Consider the following 18,387-nt stretch of genomic DNA (forward strand, 5'->3'; position numbering starts at 1 on the left):
TGCGCCTGAGCAGCGCTCCGACGAGGAGATCATCGCGAGCATCGGCTCGTACGAGTACGGCTGGCACGACAGCGACGCCGCGGGCATGTCCGCGAAGCGTGGTCTGTCCGAGGAGGTCGTCCGGAACATCTCCACGCTCAAGAGCGAGCCCGAGTGGATGCTGAACCAGCGCCTCAAGGCGCTGCGCCTGTTCGGCAAGAAGCCCATGCCCAGCTGGGGCGCGGACCTCTCCGGCATCGACTTCGACAACATCAAGTACTTCGTGCGCTCCACGGAGCAGCAGGCCACCAGCTGGGAGGACCTGCCCGAGGACATCCGCAACACGTACGACAAGCTCGGCATCCCGGAGGCGGAGAAGCAGCGCCTCGTCGCGGGCGTCGCCGCCCAGTACGAGTCGGAGGTCGTCTACCACCAGATCCGCGAGGACCTGGAGGAGCAGGGCGTCATCTTCGTCGACACCGACACGGGTCTGCGCGAGTACCCGGAGCTCTTCCAGGAGTACTTCGGCACCGTCATCCCGGCCGGCGACAACAAGTTCTCCGCGCTGAACACCGCCGTGTGGTCGGGCGGCTCGTTCGTCTACGTGCCGCCGGGCGTGCACGTCGAGATCCCGCTGCAGGCCTACTTCCGCATCAACACGGAGAACATGGGCCAGTTCGAGCGCACGCTGATCATCGCCGACGAGGGCTCGTACGTGCACTACGTCGAGGGCTGCACGGCGCCGATTTACAGCTCCGACTCGCTGCACTCCGCCGTGGTCGAGATCATCGTGAAGAAGAACGCCCGCGTGCGCTACACGACGATCCAGAACTGGTCGAACAACGTGTACAACCTGGTGACCAAGCGCGCCACGGCCGCCGAGGGCGCCACCATGGAGTGGGTCGACGGCAACATCGGCTCGAAGGTCACCATGAAGTACCCGGCGATCTACCTGCTGGGCGAGCACGCCAAGGGCGAGACGCTGTCCATCGCCTTCGCCGGCGAGGGCCAGCACCAGGACGCCGGCGCCAAGATGGTGCACGCCGCCCCGAACACGTCGTCGTCCATCATCTCCAAGTCCGTCGCGCGCGGCGGTGGCCGCACGTCGTACCGCGGCCTGGTGCAGGTGCTCGAGGGTGCCCACCGCTCTGCGTCCAACGTGCTGTGCGACGCGCTGCTGGTCGACCAGATCTCCCGGTCCGACACGTACCCGTACGTCGACGTCCGCGAGGACGACGTGTCGATGGGCCACGAGGCCACGGTCTCCCGCGTGAGCGAGGACCAGCTGTTCTACCTGATGTCCCGAGGCATGGAGCAGGACGAGGCCATGGCGATGATCGTGCGCGGGTTCGTGGAGCCCATCGCGCGCGAGCTCCCCATGGAGTACGCCCTCGAGCTGAACCGCCTCATCGAGCTGCAGATGGAAGGGTCCGTCGGCTGATGGCCGTTACTACCGATCACACGCGCGCCGTCGCCGACGGCGCCCACTCGCACTCGTTCGGTACCGGTGCGGTGCCCCAGGGGTCGCGCGCCGAGCGGCTGACGTCGTTCGAGCTCGCCGACATCCCCGTGCCCTCCGGCCGCGAGGAGGAGTGGCGCTTCTCCCCGGTCGCGCGCCTCCAGCCGCTGTTCGCGGAGACCCTGGCCGCCTCGGGCGTCCAGGTCACCGTGAGCGCGGCCCCCGAGGTCACGGTCGAGACCGTCGGGCGCGACGACGCCCGCCTGGGCACCGCCGGCAAGCCGGGCGACCGCACGGCCCTCACCGCGTGGAACGCCTTCACCGAGGCCACCGTCGTGACGGTGCCGGCCGAGGCCGTCGCGTCCGACGTGACGTCCGTGCGCATCTCCGGCGTGTCCGGCGAGGCCACCGCCGCGCACGTCCTCGTGCGCGCCGAGCGCCACTCGCAGGCCGTGGTGGTCCTCGACCACGACGGCGTCGCCACCGTGTCCGAGACCGTCGAGATCGTGGTCGAGGACGGGGCGCACCTCACGGTCGTCACCGTCCAGGACTGGTCCGACGGCGCCGTGCACGCCTCCTCGCACCGCGCCCGCCTGGGCCGCGACGCCAAGCTCAAGCACGTCGTGGTGACGTTCGGCGGCGACGTCGTGCGCATCACGCCGGACGCCGAGTTCACGGCCGAGGGTGGCGAGGTCGAGATGGTGGGCCTCTACTTCGCGGACGCCGACCAGCACCAGGAGCACCGCCTCTTCGTGGACCACGCCGTGCCGTCGTGCCGCTCGCGCGTCACGTACAAGGGCGCGCTGCAGGGCCAGGGCGCCCACGTGGTGTGGGTGGGCGACGTGCTCATCCGCGCCGAGGCCGAGGGCACCGACACGTACGAGCTCAACCGCAACCTCGTCCTCACGGACGGCGCGCGCGCGGACTCCGTGCCGAACCTCGAGATCCAGACCGGCGAGATCGAGGGCGCGGGCCACGCGTCCGCGACCGGCCGGTTCGACGACGAGCAGCTGTTCTACCTGATGGCCCGGGGCATCCCCGAGGTCGAGGCCCGTCGCCTGGTGGTGCGCGGCTTCTTCGCCGAGCTCATCGGTGAGATCGGCGTGCCGTCGGTCGAGGAGCGTCTGCTCGCCTCCATCGAGGCCGAGCTCGAGAAGTCCATGAGCGTCATCACGGGCGCGCCCGCCGAGGCGGCCGAGGTCACCGCGTGACCGCGCAGCTGGCGTGCATGACCTCAGACCTGGGACCGGAGGAGGCCATGCTCGTCGAGCTCGACGGCCCCGACGGCGCCCCGGTCGCGGTGTCGGTCATCCGCGACGCGGACGGCGAGTTCCACGCGATCTCTGACGTCTGCTCCCACGGCGCCGTCTCCCTGTCGGACGGGGAGGTGGAGGGCTGCCTCGTCGAGTGCTGGCTCCACGGCTCGCAGTTCGACGTCCGGACCGGCAAGCCCGTCCAGCTGCCCGCGGTGCGGCCCGTCCCGGTGTACCCGGTGACCGTCGACGGCGAGCGTGTGCTCGTCGACATCGACGTCACCGTCCCGGTGTCCTGAATCTTTCTGTGCAACTGAACCTGGAGAACTGAGCATGTCCACCCTCGAGATCCGCGACCTGCACGTCAGCGTCGAGACGAAGGAAGGCCCCAAGCCGATCCTGCGCGGCGTCGACCTCACCATCAACAGTGGTGAGACGCACGCCATCATGGGCCCCAACGGCTCGGGCAAGTCCACCCTCGCGTCGGCGCTCGCCGGCCACCCGAAGTACCAGGTCACGGCCGGCACCGTGACGCTCGACGGCGCCGACGTCCTCGCGATGAGCGTCGACGAGCGCGCCCGCGCCGGTCTCTTCCTCGCCATGCAGTACCCGGTCGAGGTGCCCGGCGTGTCCGTGGCGAACTTCCTCCGTACCGCCAAGACGGCGATCTCCGGCGAGGCCCCCGCTCTGCGCACGTGGGGCAAGGAGGTCAAGGGCGCGATGGAGAACCTGCGCATGGACCCGGCCTTCGCCGAGCGCTCTGTGAACGAGGGCTTCTCCGGCGGTGAGAAGAAGCGCCACGAGATCCTCCAGATGGAGCTCTTCAAGCCGCACTTCGCGATCCTCGACGAGACCGACTCCGGCCTCGACGTGGACGCCCTGCGCATCGTCTCCGAGGGCGTCAACCGCGCCAAGGAGACCACCGACGTGGGCGTGCTGCTGATCACGCACTACACGCGCATCCTCCGCTACATCAAGCCGGACTTCGTGCACGTGTTCGTCGACGGCCGCATCGCCGAGGAGGGTGGCCCCGAGCTGGCCGACCGCCTCGAGAACGAGGGCTACGACCGGTTCCTCGCCGCCAAGACGGCCTGAGACCGCTGAACCTGACGAGGGGACGACCATGACCATCGCGACCGCGCTCAGCGCGACCGAGCTCGCCGCCGTGCGGGCGGACTTCCCGCTGCTCGCGCGCACGGTCCGCGGCGGTCGTCCCCTCGTCTACCTCGACTCCGCGGCCACCTCCCAGAAGCCGCAGGTCGTGCTGGACGCCGAGGTGGACTTCTACGAGCAGCGCAACGCCGCGGTCCACCGTGGTGCGCACCAGCTCGCTGAGGAGGCCACCGAGGCGTTCGAGGACGCCCGCGCGGCGGTCGCCGCGTTCGTCGGGGCCGACGTCGGCGAGATCGTCTGGGCGGCGGGCGCCACGGCGGCGATCAACCTCGTCAGCGCCGCGATGCTGAACTCCACCCTCGACGCGGCCCTCGGCCGCGGGTCGGAGGCCGCGCGCCGGTTCGTGCTCGGCCCGGGCGACGAGATCGTGGTCACCGAGGCGGAGCATCACGCCAACCTCATCCCGTGGCAGGAGCTCAGCGCCCGGACGGGCGCCACGCTGCGCTGGCTGCGGGTGTCCGACGACGGCCGCCTGGACCTCTCCGACCTCGACGAGCTCGTGAACGAGCGCACCAAGGTGCTCGCGTTCGCGCACGTCTCCAACGTGACGGGGGCCGTGGCCCCGGTGGCGACGCTCGTGGCCGCCGCCCGGCGAGTGGGCGCGCTGACCGTGCTCGACGCGTGCCAGTCCGTGCCGCACCTGCCGGTGGATCTGCACGCGCTCGGCGTGGACTTCGCCGCGTTCTCCGGGCACAAGATGCTCGGCCCCACCGGCGTGGGCGCCCTGTACGGGCGGCGCGAGCTGCTCGAGGCCATGCCGCCGGCCACGACCGGCGGCTCGATGGTCGAGGTCGTCACTATGGAGCGCACCACGTTCGCCCCGCCGCCGCAGCGGTTCGAGGCCGGCACGCAGATGGTGGCGCAGGCCGTCGGCATGGGCGTGGCCGCGCAGTGGCTCGGCGAGCTCGGCATGGAGGCCGTCGCGGCCCACGAGGCCGAGCTGGCCGTCGAGATGCTGAAGATCGCGGAGATCCCGGGCGTCCGGGTCATCGGCCCTTCTACTGTGGGGGTGGGGCCGGACGGGCTGCCCGACCGGGTCGCCGCCGTGTCGTTCGTGGTGGACGGCGTCCACGCGCACGACGTGGGCCAGGTGCTCGACGACGCCGGCATCGCCGTGCGCGTGGGACACCACTGCGCGCAGCCGCTGCACCGCCGGTTCGGCGTGGCCGCGACCGCCCGCGCGTCCGCGTCCGTGTACACGACGGTCGAGGAGATCGTCGCCTTCCGGGAAGCGCTGGCGGGGGTCCGCGCGTTCTTCTCTGTGGACTGATTCTTGGTGAAAGGCACGACGTGAGCTCGCTCGAGCAGATGTACCAGCAGGTGATCCTGGACCACGCGAAGCATCCCGTGGGCCGGGGGCTGGCCGACGCGCCGTCCGGGCACCTCGCGGGGGAGTCGCACCAGGTCAACCCCACGTGCGGCGACGAGGTCACGCTCCGCGTGTCCGTCTCGCCCGGCGGGGTGGTCGACGCCGTGACCTGGGAGGGTCAGGGCTGCTCCATCTCGCAGGCGTCCGTGTCGGTGATGACGTCGCTCGTCACCGACGCCTCGCTCGCCGAGGTGGCTCGGCTCGACGCCCTGTTCCACGACCTGATGGGCTCGCGGGGCAAGGGCCTGGCCGACGACGCCGCGGAGGACGCCCTCGGCGACGCGACGGCCTTCACGGGCGTGTCGCAGTACCCCGCCCGCATCAAGTGCGCGCTGCTCGGCTGGGCAGCGCTCAAGGACTCCCTCGCGCGCAGCGGCGCCCTCGCAGCCGCGCAGGCCACCCATGACTGAGCACCACCCCGAACGAGGAGACAGCATGACCGAGGCGACCACCGGCTCCACGCCCACGACCGCCGCAGACGTCGAGGAAGCCATGCGCGACGTCATCGACCCCGAGCTCGGGATCAACGTCGTCGACCTGGGCCTCGTCTACGGCCTCACCGTGGACCAGAACAACCACGCCACCATCGACATGACGCTCACGTCCGCGGCCTGCCCGCTGACCGACGTGATCGAGGACCAGAGCGCGAGCGCGCTCGAAGGGATCGTCGACGGCTTCCGGATCAACTGGGTCTGGATGCCGCCGTGGGGTCCGGAGAAGATCACGGACGATGGCAAGGAGCAGCTGCGGATGCTGGGGTTCAACGTCTGAGGTTTTGGTGGGTCGGGCGGCAGGTCCCTGAACTGGGGAAATGCCGTCTGACCTGCTGATTCTCTGTTGGGTCCGTGGGACAGGAGTGGACTCGGATGGCCTCTCGGGGCCATCCATTCCCCCACAGTTCCCCCACGGGATCCAGGGCATTGTCGCAGGTCGGATCCTTGATCTGGGCCGTGCAGGGTGTGCCGTTCCCCCATGGGAGCCGGTGGGATACCTGACGGGTGGAGAGGACCACCCATGGCGCATTCCAACAAGCGAGTCTTCGGTGAGTTGGAGAAGCGCACGAGCCCCCGGACTGGCAAGGTCACCGGCTGGAGGGCGCGCTACACAGGGCCGGATACCGAACGGCATCCTCGGACGTTCGGCGACAAGATGGCCGCAGAGGCGTGGCTCAACGCGGAGCGGATCCTCATCGACCGGGGTGAGTGGAAGCCGCCGAAGGTGCGCGAGCGCGAGGCGCGGCTCGCCCAGCAGCGGGCGATCACGCTCGCGGAGTGGGCCGACCGGTCGGTGACCAACAAGAAGCTGCGGCCCTCGACCAGGCACCGGTACGAGCGGTCCCTGAACCAGAGGATCCTGCCGGAGCTGGGCGAGATCCCGCTCGCGGACCTGACCCGGCTCGACGTGGCGAACTGGTACACGCGGCTGGCTGCGACCGTGGCCGCAGAGGCGAAGGTCCGGAAGGCGAACGGGTACAAGGGCAACAGCGACGGGCGTGGGGTTCTGTTCTCCGCCTACCAGGTGCTGTCCTCGATCCTGAACGACGCTGTCGACCATGAGCTGCTGGACGCCTCGCCGGCCAAGGTGAAGCGCGGGTTGCAGTACGAGGCGATGCACGAGCCGGTGGTGCTCACCCCGGAGCAGATGTGGCGCCTGACGGAGCTGCTGCCCGACTACTTGCAGGCGATGGTGCCGCTGGCGGTGACGACGGGGCTGCGCAACGGTGAACTGCGGGCCTTGCAGCGGCAGCACCTGGACCTGGCCGATCCGGCCAGGGCTGTAGTCAAGGTGCGGGGCACGGCTGCGAACAACAAGGCAGCCGGCCGGTACGCGGAGATCGGCGAGCCCAAGACGAAGAAGTCGAAGCGCGACGTGCCGATCCCGTCGTTCGTGGTGCCGATCCTGCGGGCGCACCTGGAGAGGTTCTCCGAGCCAGGGGAGACGGGGATGGTCTTCCCGGCCAAGCGCGGCGGGGTGCTGTACGCGTCGGTCGTCGAGCGGAACTGGCAGGCGGTCCGCGTGCAGGTCGGGCTCGACGACCTGCACATCCACGACCTGCGGCACACCGCATTGACCTGGGCCGCTCGTTCCGGGGCGACGCTGGCGGAACTGATGGCGATCGCGGGGCACGCGAACCCGACCGTGGTGCTGCACTACCAGCACGTCGGGGACGAGGAGCGCCAGCACGCCATCGCGGAGAAGATCGGGGCGGCGTTCCAGGACGAGCTGGCCGAGCGGCGGCTGCGTCGGGAGAGCGCGGCGGGTGACGGGTCGGCGGATGTTCAGCTCGGGTGAGGTCCCGTGCGGACGAGAGAGGTCTGCAATCGACGTAGGGGGCACACCTGCGTGGTGAGGGCGGCCGAAGGCGCCGTCGGGACGGAGCGGGACGATGACTACTCGGACTCCGGAACGGGGAGGTCAGAAAAGCGCGCCGAGCGGACACCTGGTGTCCCTCGCCGAGGCCGCGCAGGACTTGAGTGTCTCGGTGAAGACGATCCGGCGGCGGATCGCTGAGGGGTCGGTCCGTGCCTACCGGATCGGACGCCTCATCAGGATCGACGCCGAGGAGTTGCGAGCGGCGCTGCTGGTGCCGGTATCGAACCGGCGATGAGCGGTGCGGCCACCTGGCCCGCGACCTCGAACGAGGTCGCGGGCCAGATCATGTCATGGTCGCCTCCCCGCTACGAGAGCCAACGAGATGGCGAGTACTCTTCGCGCCTGGTCGTTGCTAGCGAACAGGTCTCTCTGCCCACGCCGCGTCCAGCAGCGCGCGTGCCTCGGCAGCGCCGACGGGGTCGACGTACTGGGCGAGGTCGTCGATCGCGGTCCCGGCCATGGCGTACAGGTCCGCGGGTGTCATCGCGGGCAGGGGCTCGGTGGGCATCATGCTCAAGGGGTGGTGCAGGTGGTCGACGCGCAGGAGCGTCCAGGTGTACCGGGAGAAGCTCTCATCGGTCGCGGAGTCGGCCAGGGCCGCTAGGGCGGACCGGGCTCGCCCGTAGGCGGTGAAGTGTTCCGGGGGTAGCGGCACGCCGAGGAAGTCTCCGGCGGGCAGTTCGTCTGTCACGTTGGTCTCCTCGAATCGATGGCGCTCCTACGGCTTGTTGTCGACCGTACGAGCCCGAGCGTGTCCACGCGGGCTCGGCGCACGGTGCTGGGGACAGCGAACGAATGTGGTCACATCCGGAGGTGCGCTGGTTCGGTGGGTCGGCGGCGGTGGTCGCTCACGGTCGGGTCGGCGGGGTCGGAGTATCGGCGTTGGCGGTCGGCCCGGATGCGGGTGTCGTCGAGTGTGGTGCGGAAGGCATGCCGGCCCGCGGCTGCCTGGGCGGTGTCCACAGTGAGAGGTCGGTCCTGGAGGGGGCGTTCCGGGAGGGGAGGACGGAGCTCGCGTACGAGCGGGCCGAGGTCCGGGTGCGACAAGGCGGTGATCGGCTCGAACACCGGCACCGCGAATGCCATGACTCCCGTGTCGTGGAGGCGTTTGCGGTTCGTCACGAAGTAGCCCTGCTGCGCGACCCCGAGAGCGAGCACGTTCGCGACGGCGACGTCGGTGCGCCGGAGAGCCGTCCCGAGTCGGGCAAGGTCGTCGTCGGCGGCGGCTGGGCCGGCGTCGGGCAGGAGGGTCAGGGCGAAGCGGGTCTCTTCGGCGGCGAGGCGGCCGCGCCCGAGGTTGCCGCCCACGTTGCGCAGTGCGGCGGAGAGCGCCCGGTAGGTCGACGCGCGGGCGGCCCACGTAGCGGTGAGGCGCGGCTCGTCGGTCAGGCGTGCGACCCGGGCGGACAGTGCCATGTGGTCGGCGACGATGCCGCGCAGGGCGTGTGGGTTGGGCAGACCCTCGGCGGCCAGGTGCCCACGCGCACGCTCGAGCGCGTCCACGCAGCTCGAGACAGTGCGGGGGAGCGGTCCGAACGGGCGGGGCGGTGTGGGCGTGTACCCGAGGGCGTCGACCCGGTAGGCGGACGGTTCGATTCGCTGTCGGGCCCAGTCGCTGCACCGGGCGGCGGTGGTCATGAGCCCTTTGGGGCGCTTGGGGATCCCGTTGGCACCCGGGGCGGGGACGTGGTCGGCCATCGCCGTCCAGCCGGGGATGGCCAGGTACCGGGCGTCGAGCCGGACGAGCGCCCAGACGAGCTCGGCAACGTCGCCTACGATGACGGGCGCCTCGGCTGCCGTGACGTGAGCGGCGAGCTCCTCGATCTCCAGCATGCTGCCGAGCGCGGCCGTCGCCGCTGCCCGGCGCCACGCCTCGACCAGGGCCAGGTCCTGCGGCGTTCCGAGCTCGGCCAGGTCTGGCCGATTGAGGGCGGGGTCGGCAAGGGCGTTCTGGACGCGTCGCGCCAGGATGAGCACCGGGCCCCAGGTCGAACCTCGGTCTTCCGGGATGACGGCGCGGAGGGCGTCGCGTGCGTACGTCCAGACCGCGGTGCGGTACCGCTGGACCTGCTCCATCGACGCCCTGATCTCCACTGGTGTGCGCCAGGCTGGCTGACGACCGATAGCCCCACCGAGCAGGTGATTGACATGCCGTGTCCCCAGCAGTCCTGTGAGGTGGTCCCGAAGAGCTTGCGAGGTCTCTCCATACGTCATGGCCGCTCCGTCCGACGCCGTCGCATGGTCGCCGCCGGCGACCCGCGTCGGAGGGAAGGTGTGCGGGGGTGGCCAGCAGGTCAACGCGGTGGCTGGCGGAGCCGCGGTGTGACGACGGACCGTGTGCCTGTCAGAAGGGATCGTCGGTGCCCTGTGGCCGGTATGCCGACGCCGGCCGGTCGGCCGGCGTCGGCGCAGGGTCGATGCCTCGGGCCGTGCTCCCGCCTCGGACCGGCCGACGCGGGTAGGGGCGTCGGGGGATCGAGGTGTAGACGTCCCTGGTCTGGAGCCAGACGATGAGCTCGTCCGTGCTGGACGGGGCGCCGATCGGCTTGATCATCACCATGACGTGGTCCTCGGTCCAGCGGATCGCGCGCCCGGGTACGAGCTCGTCACCGGCGGGCCAGGCGAGACGCACGATCACCGCGATGCTTCCTTGCGGGCGCACCGGCGCGCTCTTGGGCATCGAGAAGTTCAGCGGCCGGTCCGCCGGCCACCAGTCGCCCCCGTCCCGTTCTCGCACTCGACAAGGCTAACGCCATCTCGAACGTACGTTCGACGCCAGGTGGTGGAACCCACGCCGGCGCCGCTGCGGATCGTGATCCCGTCCGATCGCGGGCCCCTGCTCAGAGGGACGGCCTGGGAGAGGGCGTGGGCCTTCCGTTTTGTGCTGGCGCGGTGGGAACGAGCTGGAGTCGTGGTCTGCCCCGCGCGGGCTGTGGCGTGTCGCTCTTCGTGTCGATGAGGTCGACGATGTCGGCCGTGCTGGTCACCAGGCGTGCTGCGCCTGTTGCGATGAGGTGGTTGGTGCCGGAGCTGGCCGGGGAGGTGATCGGCCCGGGGATTGCGCCGATCGGCCGGCCGAGGGCCGCGGCTTCGTGGGCGGTGTGCAGGGAGCCGGACCGGTTGGCGCCTTCCACGACGACCACTGCGCTGCTGAGGGCGGCGACGAGCCGGTTCCTGGCGAGGAACGCGTCCCGCGACGGCGTGCTCCCGGGCGGGGCCTCGGAGAGCTGGAGGCCGGTGGTGGCGATCTCCTGGTGCAGGTTCCGGAGCCCGGCCGGGTAGGTGTGCCCGAGACCCGACGGGAGGACCGCGATAGTGCGTCCGTCGTTGTGGAGCGCGGCCTTGTGTGCGGCGTCGTCGATCCCGTACGCGCCGCCGGCGACCACTCGTAGCCCGCGGCTGGTCAACCCGGCGGCGAGCTCGGCCGCGACCTTTAGCCCGTACTCCGAGGCGGCGCGTGACCCGGTCACGGACACGCAGCCTGGGGCCCCGCGGGAGAGGAGCTTGAGGTGGCCCTTGGCCCACAGGGCCACCGGCTCCCGGCGGCCCAGGTCGCCCAGGGCGGTCGGCCACGCGTCGTCGCCGGGGATCAGCACCTCGAGCCCATACTTGCTCGTGAGGTCGACGACCCGGTTCAGGCCCGCGACGGTGAACCGGCCGGAGACCGCCTGGTGCCAGGTGTTGGCCAGGGCGGTGTCGAACGGGTCGGGCATCTGGTCGGACAGCGCCAGGCGCACCGTCTCGGTCGCGCCGACCGCCGCGACCAGCCGCCCGGTCGTGATGTTCCTCGGCGGGCACGCGATCGCCAGCAGCACCCGCGCGGTCCGCTCGTCGGCGGCGATCGTGTACAGGGCCTTCTTCTCTTCCATGACGGTCACTCCCTCTCAGATGCTGGGCGCGTCGCCGCGCGCGGTGGCCGACGGCGGTCGGCGTGCCTGGGTGCGGACGCTGCGGTCCGCCTCGCGGGCCAGACGCGCCTCGGGCGGGTGCCAGGACGCGGACACCGCGGCAAGGCCGCGGGACAGGGCCTGGGCGACGATGCGGGACACGACGTGGTGCAGGACGACGTCGACGGGCTCGTCGTCGCACCGGACGGTGTATCGGGCGGCGTCGTGGTCGGCGTCGCCCATCACGCCGGCGGTCCCGACGATGTGCTCGGGGTAGGTGAAGCCGTAGTACTCGTTGACGTACTCGACCCCGCCCGGGACGGCGACAGGGTGCAGGTTCAGGAAGTCGGCTGAGCGGACGGGCTCGCCGGGAAGGCGCCTGCGCAGGAACAGCAGGTCGCTCGCCTCTGCATTCTCGACGGGCAGGTCCGGGCGGAAGAACGTGGCGGGCAGGCGCGCCGCACCGAGCAGGTCGGCGTTGTCCAGGAACAGCTCACGATGCGCCGTCTCGGGACCGTCGAGGACCTGACGGGAGGCGACCGCGGCGACGATCCCGCCCGGGAAGGCGTGTGCGATCGCCGACCGGAGGTACTCGTTGTGGATCTGCGCGATCCGCTGCTTGCCGTACTCGGACCGGAAGTGCACGTCCGACCACGGCAGAGCGGTGATCACGACGTCGTGCGTGGCCGGGTCGTGCTCGGTGAACGACCGCAGCCGGACCATGTCCTGCGGCCACGGGTACCTGCCGTCCGGTCCTGCCGGCGGGATCGCCGCGACCCACTCCTCGTAGATCGACGTCGTGACCTGCTCCCTGGCCGAGACTCCCGCGTGCACGGCGGCGTGATCGCCCAGGACCAGCATCCGGCCCCGCTCCACGCCCAGGCCGCGCAGCGCACCCCAGACCTTCTGCGCCAGCAGGGCGTGAGCGGCGTACGCGTCGAACGTCCCGTGCCGGTACATCGCCTCGGCGTCAGCGTTGTCGAGCTCTTCCTCGCTGGCCATGACCAACTCCCGTCTCTCGAGGGCTCTCGAGAGACAGGTGCCCGGCCGACGCCGAAGAGCAGTAAACCGGGCGCGCGCCGCGGACGGCGAACGCCGCGGTGGCGTGGGAATGCGCAGAAGAGTCGGCTCGGATGCTGCCGACGGCGACCGGCCGGGACCCCGACCCGCTGAAAAGTGTGCCAAGCCGCCGCATCTCTGGCTGGGCGCAAGCCGACCAGCCACCGGACGGCGCCCGTAGACGGTCGTGGAGCCGGCTCGTGTTGGGATCCCCGTGAGTCGGTCGGCCGGGTCGGCAGCCCGTCGGACGCGAACACCGTCTGACGGCATTGACGTGCCAGGCGGCTCAGTACGCGCTATGCCAGCGCGAGAACGTCATGGCACGGACGCTGGGAGCACGGTGCTGCACGCAGCCGGCAGGGAGAGATGTGCTGAGGCTGGCAGCGGTGGGTCGGCGTAGGGTCGGGAGCATGGCGATCACGCGACGAACCGCCGTCTTTGCGCAGCTCGCAGCGTCTCTCGAGTCTTGTCTGGATATCGAGGGCTACGCGGCCGAACCCAGCGAGGTCGACCGGGTGCTGAACACGTTCCTAGAGGTCCGCGCCGCAGAGATGCGGATCCAGCCGCGTTCGATGCTCACCTATTTCGCCTCGCCCGAGATCGCGCTGTCGATCGCCCAGAAGCTTGCCACCTGGTTCGCGGCTGGCCCGCCGTCTGAGCAGGACGCACAGCGGATGGGCAGCCTGGCTGGCGCGGTGCAGCAGATGATCGACGACACGGACCGGCCGAACTCCTGAGAAGTCACAGATCTGGGCCCGGACGGTCCGTGTCCGGGCGAGGTGGGTGCGGTGGAGGATCGACCATGCCGCCAGGGCGCTGCGCGTTCCCCCACTGAACGGCACGAGGATCGCGGTCGCTCAAGGGCGGCGGCTCGCCCGCGAGCCCCTTGGGGACGTTGCGGTTCTGGCGGCCATGGTTGGCACGTAGGGCGGTGATCCGTCGACGGACGTCGTCGAGGTCGTGCCGGTGTACGAGGGTGTAGTCGATCGGTGTGTCCGGGTCGTCCCGCTGCGCTTCGCGGATCCGCGCGTCGACCGCGGCGCTTGTCTCGGCGATCAGGCCAGCCGCATGTGCGTGGTCGACGATGTCCTCTAGCCGTAGGGCCAGGCTCGGGAACAGCCTGTACCCCCGGGCCGGGCGGACGGCCAGGTCCGGTGGCCCCCACGTGCTGGCCCGTGCCTCCAGCTCGCCGAGCACGTTGAGCGGGTTGGTCAGCCAGTACTGGTTGAGCTCCACGACCGCCTCCCCGACGCGGTGGTCGCGGGTGGGCAGGAACACGCAAGGGGCGGTGTCGGTGCCGGGGATGAGCGGCCGGCGGAAGATGAGGAGGTCCACGCAGGACTCGTTGCCGGGCAGCCCCGGGCGAAGTGCTCCCGAGGGCAGGGGGACCGCTCCGACGAGCTCGCCGTGCCGGGCCAGCTGCTCGCGGGAGCGGCGGTCGGGGGAGTCCATGACCTCGCGAGAGGCCAGCGTGATGCAGTAGCCGCCGGGCTCGGTGTGTGCGAGGCAGCCGAGGATCGCCATGACCTGAGCCTGACGTCGGGCATCCGCAATGCCCGGCCTGTGGAGCGAGACGTCGACGTGCTGGGGCAGGTGCACGACGACGTCGTACCGGTCGGGTGCGGTGTCGTCGAAGAGCCGCAGGGTCAGCCCTGGGTGGGGTGCTTCGGAGCGCGTCGCGGACTCGGGGATCTGGGCGAAGAATCCGCCGGCAGTGCCCGGGTGGAGTCGTCGCTCGTCGGCGGGGACACCGGCGAGGACCTCTGGGTCTTGGCCGACCACGAGCATCCTTCCCCCGTGCACGCCCATCGCTCTGAGGTTGCGCCAGAGGAGGGTGGCGATGATCTCGTGCGCGTCGGTGGCGTGGAAGGCGTGGTGGTCGGCCATGGCGGTGATGTCGGCGCGGGCGGCGGCCTCGGCGTGCTCGTCACCGTCGTACGCCTCGTCGAGCCACCGGTCGAGGTCGGGGCCGGGACCTGGGCCGAGGTCGCCGTCGAACGGGTTGTCGTCCATCACTCGTCCCTCCGGAGGCTGGGCCGCAGCGAGCGGCCGTCGAGCATCGGTTCAACCCGGTGGGCGCGGGCGTGTTGTTCGATGTCGCGTCGGCGGGTGACGTCGGCCTCCATCCACGTGCGGAAATCGGCCTGGCGGTCGCTGATCGGGACCGGTGTCGCGGCATCGGTCCAGGTCTCCTGGGCGCCGAATCCTGGCTCGCCGGGCCACAGGGTCATCGGGGTGGGGCGGTCTTCGACGAGCGAGGTGCCCGACTGCGACACCCAATCGTGCAGCCGGCGGATCGACTCGGACAGCTCGCGGTGCCAGTTGACCGGTGAGCCGGCGTGCGCCTCGGGGTCGTAGGCGGCCAGCCACGCGGTGTGCAGGGCGGACAGCTCCCATCTCAGCTCGGCGTGGCGGTGCCACAGCGGCGGGATGATCGTCACGCCGAGGCCGTAGTCGTGCCGAAGCCAGTGGACCCAGCCGTCGAGCTCGGGCCAGTACGCCGAGGCTTCGGCGGCGCTGAGCAGGTTGAGGTTGACGGGCCGCAGCGCGGTCCCCGGCTGGAGTCCGGTATCGGCCCCGTCGTCCATGCCGAGGACGTCGAGCTCGCCGAGGTCGTCCTCGTCGAACTCGTCGTCGCCGAGGGCGGCGACGTCCATCGGAAGCCTGAACGATCCAGCGAGGTAGGCCTCCAGCAGGCTCTCCGCGCGGGGAACATCGCCGGGGCCATGTGCGTGGGGGTTGTCGTCGTCTGCCATGGGACCGGTCCTCTCACGCGACGGGTGCCGGTTGGTCGGGCACGGTTCCGGCGACGACGGAGTCGACGGTGCTCGTTCCGGTGCCGTCGCGTGTCTGGCGTGCGGCGGTCCGGCGGCCGGCGCGTTCGGTGCGGCGCGGTCGGACGCGGGTGACGGTGTAGTCGGTGCGGGCGGCGTCGTGCCCGACGCGACGGGCGACGAACGCGCCGGTGTCGTGCTCGGAGACGTGGCCCGAGGCCACGACGACGTCGCCGAACCGGAACCGGCGGGCGAGGCACAGGGCGGCCTTGCCGCGGGCGACGAGGACGCAGTCGACGGGCTCTGCTTGCGCGAAGGTGCCGTCGGGCTGGTACTCGGGCTTGGGCTCGGCCGCGAACCGCACGCGGACGTACGGCTTGCCCTCGTCGGTGTGCTTGAGGTGCGGGTCGGCGGCGAGCCGTCCCTCGATGCTGTTGAAGGTGGGGATCTGCTCGGGCATGGTCTTCCCTCTCGCGCTGGGGTGTGTGGTCGCTTTGCAGGTGTGCGGGCTGCTCCCGGGACGGGTGATCAGCCAGCCGGTGCGGCTTCGGAGCCGCCGCCGACGGTGCCGTCGCTCGTGTCGCGGATGCTGGTCTCGAAGGCGGTACGTCCTGCGGTGAGCTGGTCGGCGTCGGCTCGGCGGGTCCAGGGCCGCAGCGTGGCGATGATGGGCGGCGCGGATCGCAGCAGGACCAGGCCGGTGCCGAACGGCAGGGTGCGGATCTGCTCGGGCGGCAGGACCGGCACTCGCCGCAGGGATCGCTGCAGGGACCGGGATCCGTCGGGTCCAACGGTCCAGGAGTCGGTGGTCTCGTCCTTCTCGCCCAGCAGCGCGGACAGGTCGCGCAGGTCGGACGCGGAGGACGTGCCGCCCAGGACGACCTTCACGATGGACGAGTCCCAGATCGCCGCAGCCGACTCCGGCCCCCACTGGTCGCGTGCCTGGGCCATGGACTGGAACACGGGGACCGTCGTGATGCCGGTGCCGCCGCCGTCGGCCATGAGGAACCGCAGGGACGGCAGCGGGGCGATGTTCCCGATCTCGTCCAGGGCGAGGAGCAGCGGTGGGTCCAGGCGCTGGCCGGGGGATCGCGCGGCGAGCCTGCGGGCGGACTCGGTGAGGTCCTCGATGAGCGCGGCGACCAGCGCCGAGGACGCCGAGGCGCCCGAGCCGGTCGCAAGCAGGTAGAGCGTGCCGCGTTCGCGCAGGAACCGTTCGGGGTCGAAGTGCTCGTCGGGGCCGGGGGAGACGGCGTCGAGCACGTCGGGGTCAGCCAGGCAGGCCAGGGCCTGGCGGACGCCGATCCAGACCGAGCCGCGCGAGCGGCCCTCACCGTTGATCATCCCTTCGAGGCCTTCACCCCACCCGTGAGCGGCCTTGGGGTGGGCACGCAGGATCGCGATGGCGTCGGCGGCGGCTGCGGGGGACAGGGACCAGACGAACAGGTCCTTGGGTGTCCGCCCGCCCAGCGCGGCGGCGTGCAGGAGTGCTTGGAGCGCACCGCGGGTCGTGTTCTCCCAGAAGCCGCCGTTCTCCACGCCCTTGCCGCCGATCCCGGTGTCCTTCGCCAGGCCCGCGGCGCGGACCATCGCCCGGCGTGGGACCTCGCAGCCCCGGATGGGTGACCATCGCATCCCGGTGCCGAGGTCGCCGGCGAGGTGCTGAGGGTCGAACACGGCGACCGGCCCGACGGCCTGGCGGGCGGCGAGGGTGACAGCGAGCGTGTCGGGCCGGGTGCTGGTGGTCACGACCGCGCCGGGGGCGTCCAGCACGGCGTTGATCACCAGGTGCAGTCCCTTGCCGGACCGGGGCGGGCCCAGGACGAGCATGGAGTCCTCGACCGACGCCCACAGCTCTCGGCCACGGGCGTGGCCCAGGAGGTAGCCGACGTCGGACGGGGTCGCCTTGACCAGCGAGGGCCGCAGGGTTCTCGACCGTCGCACCAGGGACGTGCGGGAGCCGGTGCGGGCCAGGTCGGACCTGCTCGCGAGCCCCTTGGTCGTGTTCGTGTGCGCCGACGGCGTGCGCAGACCTCCCACGACCCGCCATACCAGCCAGGTGATGACCATCGCGGCCGCGACGAGCACGGTGACGGTGAGCCAGTAGACGAACGGGTTCAAGGCCTCGTCGCCGAACGCCCTGCCGGGGTGAGCGGGGTCAGCCAGCACCTCCAACCCGGACACGGGCCCGCCGTCGGGCGTCTCACCTCCGGTGAGGAACGCGGCGACGTTCGCGGCGAACCGGAGCACCGCCGAGAGGGTCAGCAGCGCGACCAGCGCGATCAGGGCGAGGTTGGTCAGCTCGTCGCCGCCGCTGCGGCCAGTCGTTGTGGGCGACATGGTTCTCACATCCCGAGGTCGGGGCCGCTGGCGTGGCGGCGGAAGCCGAGGTTGAGGTCATCGAGGCCCAGGGCGGACTGCGCGGGCGCTCGGCCGTCGAGGCTGGGGATCCAGCGCCCCGTGGCGGGGGCGCGCGTGCCGGCCTGGTTGACGTTGATCTCGTGGGACTCCTCGCCGATCGCGACCGAGTCACCGATCATCGGGCGCAGTGCCGCAGGCAGGATGAGGCAGATCCGGCCGTGGTCGTCCGCGGTGACGCGCGTGACGATCACGGCGATCGAGACCTGCTCACCCGGGGTGTACCCACCGGCCTCGAACCATCCGGTACCCCGACCCGGGCGGGGCTTCGGCGCAGGCCGTCCCACCGGTTCGCTACCGCCGACGGCGCCCTCGCTGGCGACCGCCACCGGTCGGCGGTGACGGTCGGGCGCGTACCCCGGGGGAGCCGGCGAGAACGAAGGGTTGTCGGGCTCCGCGGACTGAGGAAGAACCAGGTCCCGGAAGGTCTTTCCGCGGTCGCACAGGACGACGTCCAACGGGCGGCGGTGCTCGGCCAGGAGGCTGTCCAGGACCCACGGCACGTCGCTCCGGCCGAGAGGAACTTGCGGACTGACAACTCCGGGGCCGGGCGGCACCCACTCCACGTCAGCGGCGAGAACCGTCAGGTGGCCCTCATAGTCGACGTCGATCCGGACGCCGACGGGACGCTCGTCGCTCATCC

20 protein-coding genes are annotated in these 18,387 nt (G+C 71.2%); 10 read left to right on the plus strand and 10 right to left on the minus strand.

Going from position 1 to position 18,387, the window contains the following annotated elements:
- The first annotated feature begins 85 nt into the window (after positions 1–85).
- The 9 genes from sufB (at position 86) to AC060K_RS06900 (ending at position 7,841) form a co-directional block, all read left to right on the plus strand.
- Complete coding sequence (gene sufB, locus AC060K_RS06860; protein WP_483764811.1) at positions 86–1,420, plus strand: Fe-S cluster assembly protein SufB; 1,335 nt, start codon at positions 86–88, stop codon at positions 1,418–1,420.
- On the plus strand, positions 1,420–2,649 hold the full coding sequence (gene sufD, locus AC060K_RS06865; RefSeq protein WP_483764680.1) for a Fe-S cluster assembly protein SufD: 1,230 nt from the start codon (positions 1,420–1,422) through the stop codon (positions 2,647–2,649). The genes sufB and sufD overlap by 1 nt, the downstream gene beginning before the upstream one ends.
- Positions 2,646–2,990, plus strand: coding sequence for a non-heme iron oxygenase ferredoxin subunit (locus AC060K_RS06870; RefSeq protein WP_125776654.1), 345 nt, complete (start codon positions 2,646–2,648; stop codon positions 2,988–2,990). The genes sufD and AC060K_RS06870 overlap by 4 nt, the downstream gene beginning before the upstream one ends.
- Before the next feature lie 34 nt (positions 2,991–3,024).
- Positions 3,025–3,786 (plus strand): Fe-S cluster assembly ATPase SufC, encoded by a 762-nt coding sequence (gene sufC, locus AC060K_RS06875; protein ID WP_483764681.1) that lies wholly within the window; start codon positions 3,025–3,027, stop codon positions 3,784–3,786.
- A gap of 28 nt (positions 3,787–3,814) precedes the next feature.
- Positions 3,815–5,134 (plus strand): SufS family cysteine desulfurase, encoded by a 1,320-nt coding sequence (locus AC060K_RS06880; RefSeq protein ID WP_483764682.1) that lies wholly within the window; start codon positions 3,815–3,817, stop codon positions 5,132–5,134.
- Positions 5,135–5,154: 20 nt separating this feature from the next.
- Positions 5,155–5,643 carry a Fe-S cluster assembly sulfur transfer protein SufU gene (gene sufU, locus AC060K_RS06885; RefSeq protein ID WP_483764683.1) on the plus strand — a complete coding sequence of 163 codons (489 nt, stop codon included), beginning with the start codon at positions 5,155–5,157 and terminating at the stop codon, positions 5,641–5,643.
- A gap of 25 nt (positions 5,644–5,668) precedes the next feature.
- Positions 5,669–6,004, plus strand: coding sequence for a metal-sulfur cluster assembly factor (locus tag AC060K_RS06890; protein ID WP_483764684.1), 336 nt, complete (start codon positions 5,669–5,671; stop codon positions 6,002–6,004).
- A 243-nt stretch (positions 6,005–6,247) separates the two neighbouring features.
- Positions 6,248–7,525, plus strand: coding sequence for a tyrosine-type recombinase/integrase (locus AC060K_RS06895; RefSeq protein WP_483764685.1), 1,278 nt, complete (start codon positions 6,248–6,250; stop codon positions 7,523–7,525).
- A gap of 151 nt (positions 7,526–7,676) precedes the next feature.
- Positions 7,677–7,841, plus strand: coding sequence for an excisionase family DNA-binding protein (locus AC060K_RS06900; protein ID WP_483764686.1), 165 nt, complete (start codon positions 7,677–7,679; stop codon positions 7,839–7,841).
- 117 nt (positions 7,842–7,958) lie between these two features.
- Here the strand turns inward: AC060K_RS06900 and AC060K_RS06905 are convergent, their stop codons facing one another.
- From AC060K_RS06905 to AC060K_RS06925, 5 genes are all read right to left on the minus strand, one after another.
- A complete protein-coding gene (locus AC060K_RS06905; RefSeq protein WP_483764687.1) occupies positions 7,959–8,297 on the minus strand; it encodes a hypothetical protein in 339 nt (112 codons plus the stop codon).
- A gap of 110 nt (positions 8,298–8,407) precedes the next feature.
- On the minus strand, positions 8,408–9,682 hold the full coding sequence (locus AC060K_RS06910; protein ID WP_483764688.1) for a hypothetical protein: 1,275 nt from the start codon (positions 9,680–9,682) through the stop codon (positions 8,408–8,410).
- A 268-nt stretch (positions 9,683–9,950) separates the two neighbouring features.
- Complete coding sequence (locus tag AC060K_RS06915; RefSeq protein ID WP_483764689.1) at positions 9,951–10,343, minus strand: hypothetical protein; 393 nt, start codon at positions 10,341–10,343, stop codon at positions 9,951–9,953.
- Positions 10,344–10,446: 103 nt separating this feature from the next.
- Positions 10,447–11,475, minus strand: a complete 1,029-nt coding sequence (gene dprA / locus AC060K_RS06920) for a DNA-processing protein DprA (protein ID WP_483764690.1) — start codon at positions 11,473–11,475, stop codon at positions 10,447–10,449.
- A 15-nt stretch (positions 11,476–11,490) separates the two neighbouring features.
- Positions 11,491–12,495 (minus strand): hypothetical protein, encoded by a 1,005-nt coding sequence (locus tag AC060K_RS06925; protein ID WP_483764691.1) that lies wholly within the window; start codon positions 12,493–12,495, stop codon positions 11,491–11,493.
- Positions 12,496–12,962: 467 nt separating this feature from the next.
- Between AC060K_RS06925 and AC060K_RS06930 the strand changes: the two genes are divergently transcribed.
- Complete coding sequence (locus AC060K_RS06930; protein ID WP_483764692.1) at positions 12,963–13,289, plus strand: hypothetical protein; 327 nt, start codon at positions 12,963–12,965, stop codon at positions 13,287–13,289.
- Positions 13,290–13,293: 4 nt separating this feature from the next.
- Here AC060K_RS06930 and AC060K_RS06935 read toward each other — a convergent pair whose 3' ends face one another.
- From AC060K_RS06935 to AC060K_RS06955, 5 genes are all read right to left on the minus strand, one after another.
- Positions 13,294–14,565: a hypothetical protein gene (locus AC060K_RS06935; RefSeq protein ID WP_483764693.1), complete on the minus strand. Its 1,272-nt coding sequence runs from the start codon at positions 14,563–14,565 to the stop codon at positions 13,294–13,296.
- Entirely contained in the window at positions 14,565–15,308 is a 744-nt protein-coding gene (locus AC060K_RS06940) for a hypothetical protein (protein WP_483764694.1), read from the minus strand. The genes AC060K_RS06935 and AC060K_RS06940 overlap by 1 nt, the downstream gene beginning before the upstream one ends.
- Before the next feature lie 13 nt (positions 15,309–15,321).
- A complete protein-coding gene (locus AC060K_RS06945; protein WP_483764695.1) occupies positions 15,322–15,786 on the minus strand; it encodes a single-stranded DNA-binding protein in 465 nt (154 codons plus the stop codon).
- Between the two features lie 68 nt (positions 15,787–15,854).
- Positions 15,855–17,666 (minus strand): type IV secretory system conjugative DNA transfer family protein, encoded by a 1,812-nt coding sequence (locus tag AC060K_RS06950; protein WP_483764696.1) that lies wholly within the window; start codon positions 17,664–17,666, stop codon positions 15,855–15,857.
- Between the two features lie 5 nt (positions 17,667–17,671).
- Positions 17,672–18,385 (minus strand): hypothetical protein, encoded by a 714-nt coding sequence (locus AC060K_RS06955; RefSeq protein ID WP_483764697.1) that lies wholly within the window; start codon positions 18,383–18,385, stop codon positions 17,672–17,674.
- Between the last annotated feature and the right edge of the window lie 2 nt (positions 18,386–18,387).

It is taken from the genome of Antribacter sp. NEAU-D49 (genome assembly GCF_057158775.1).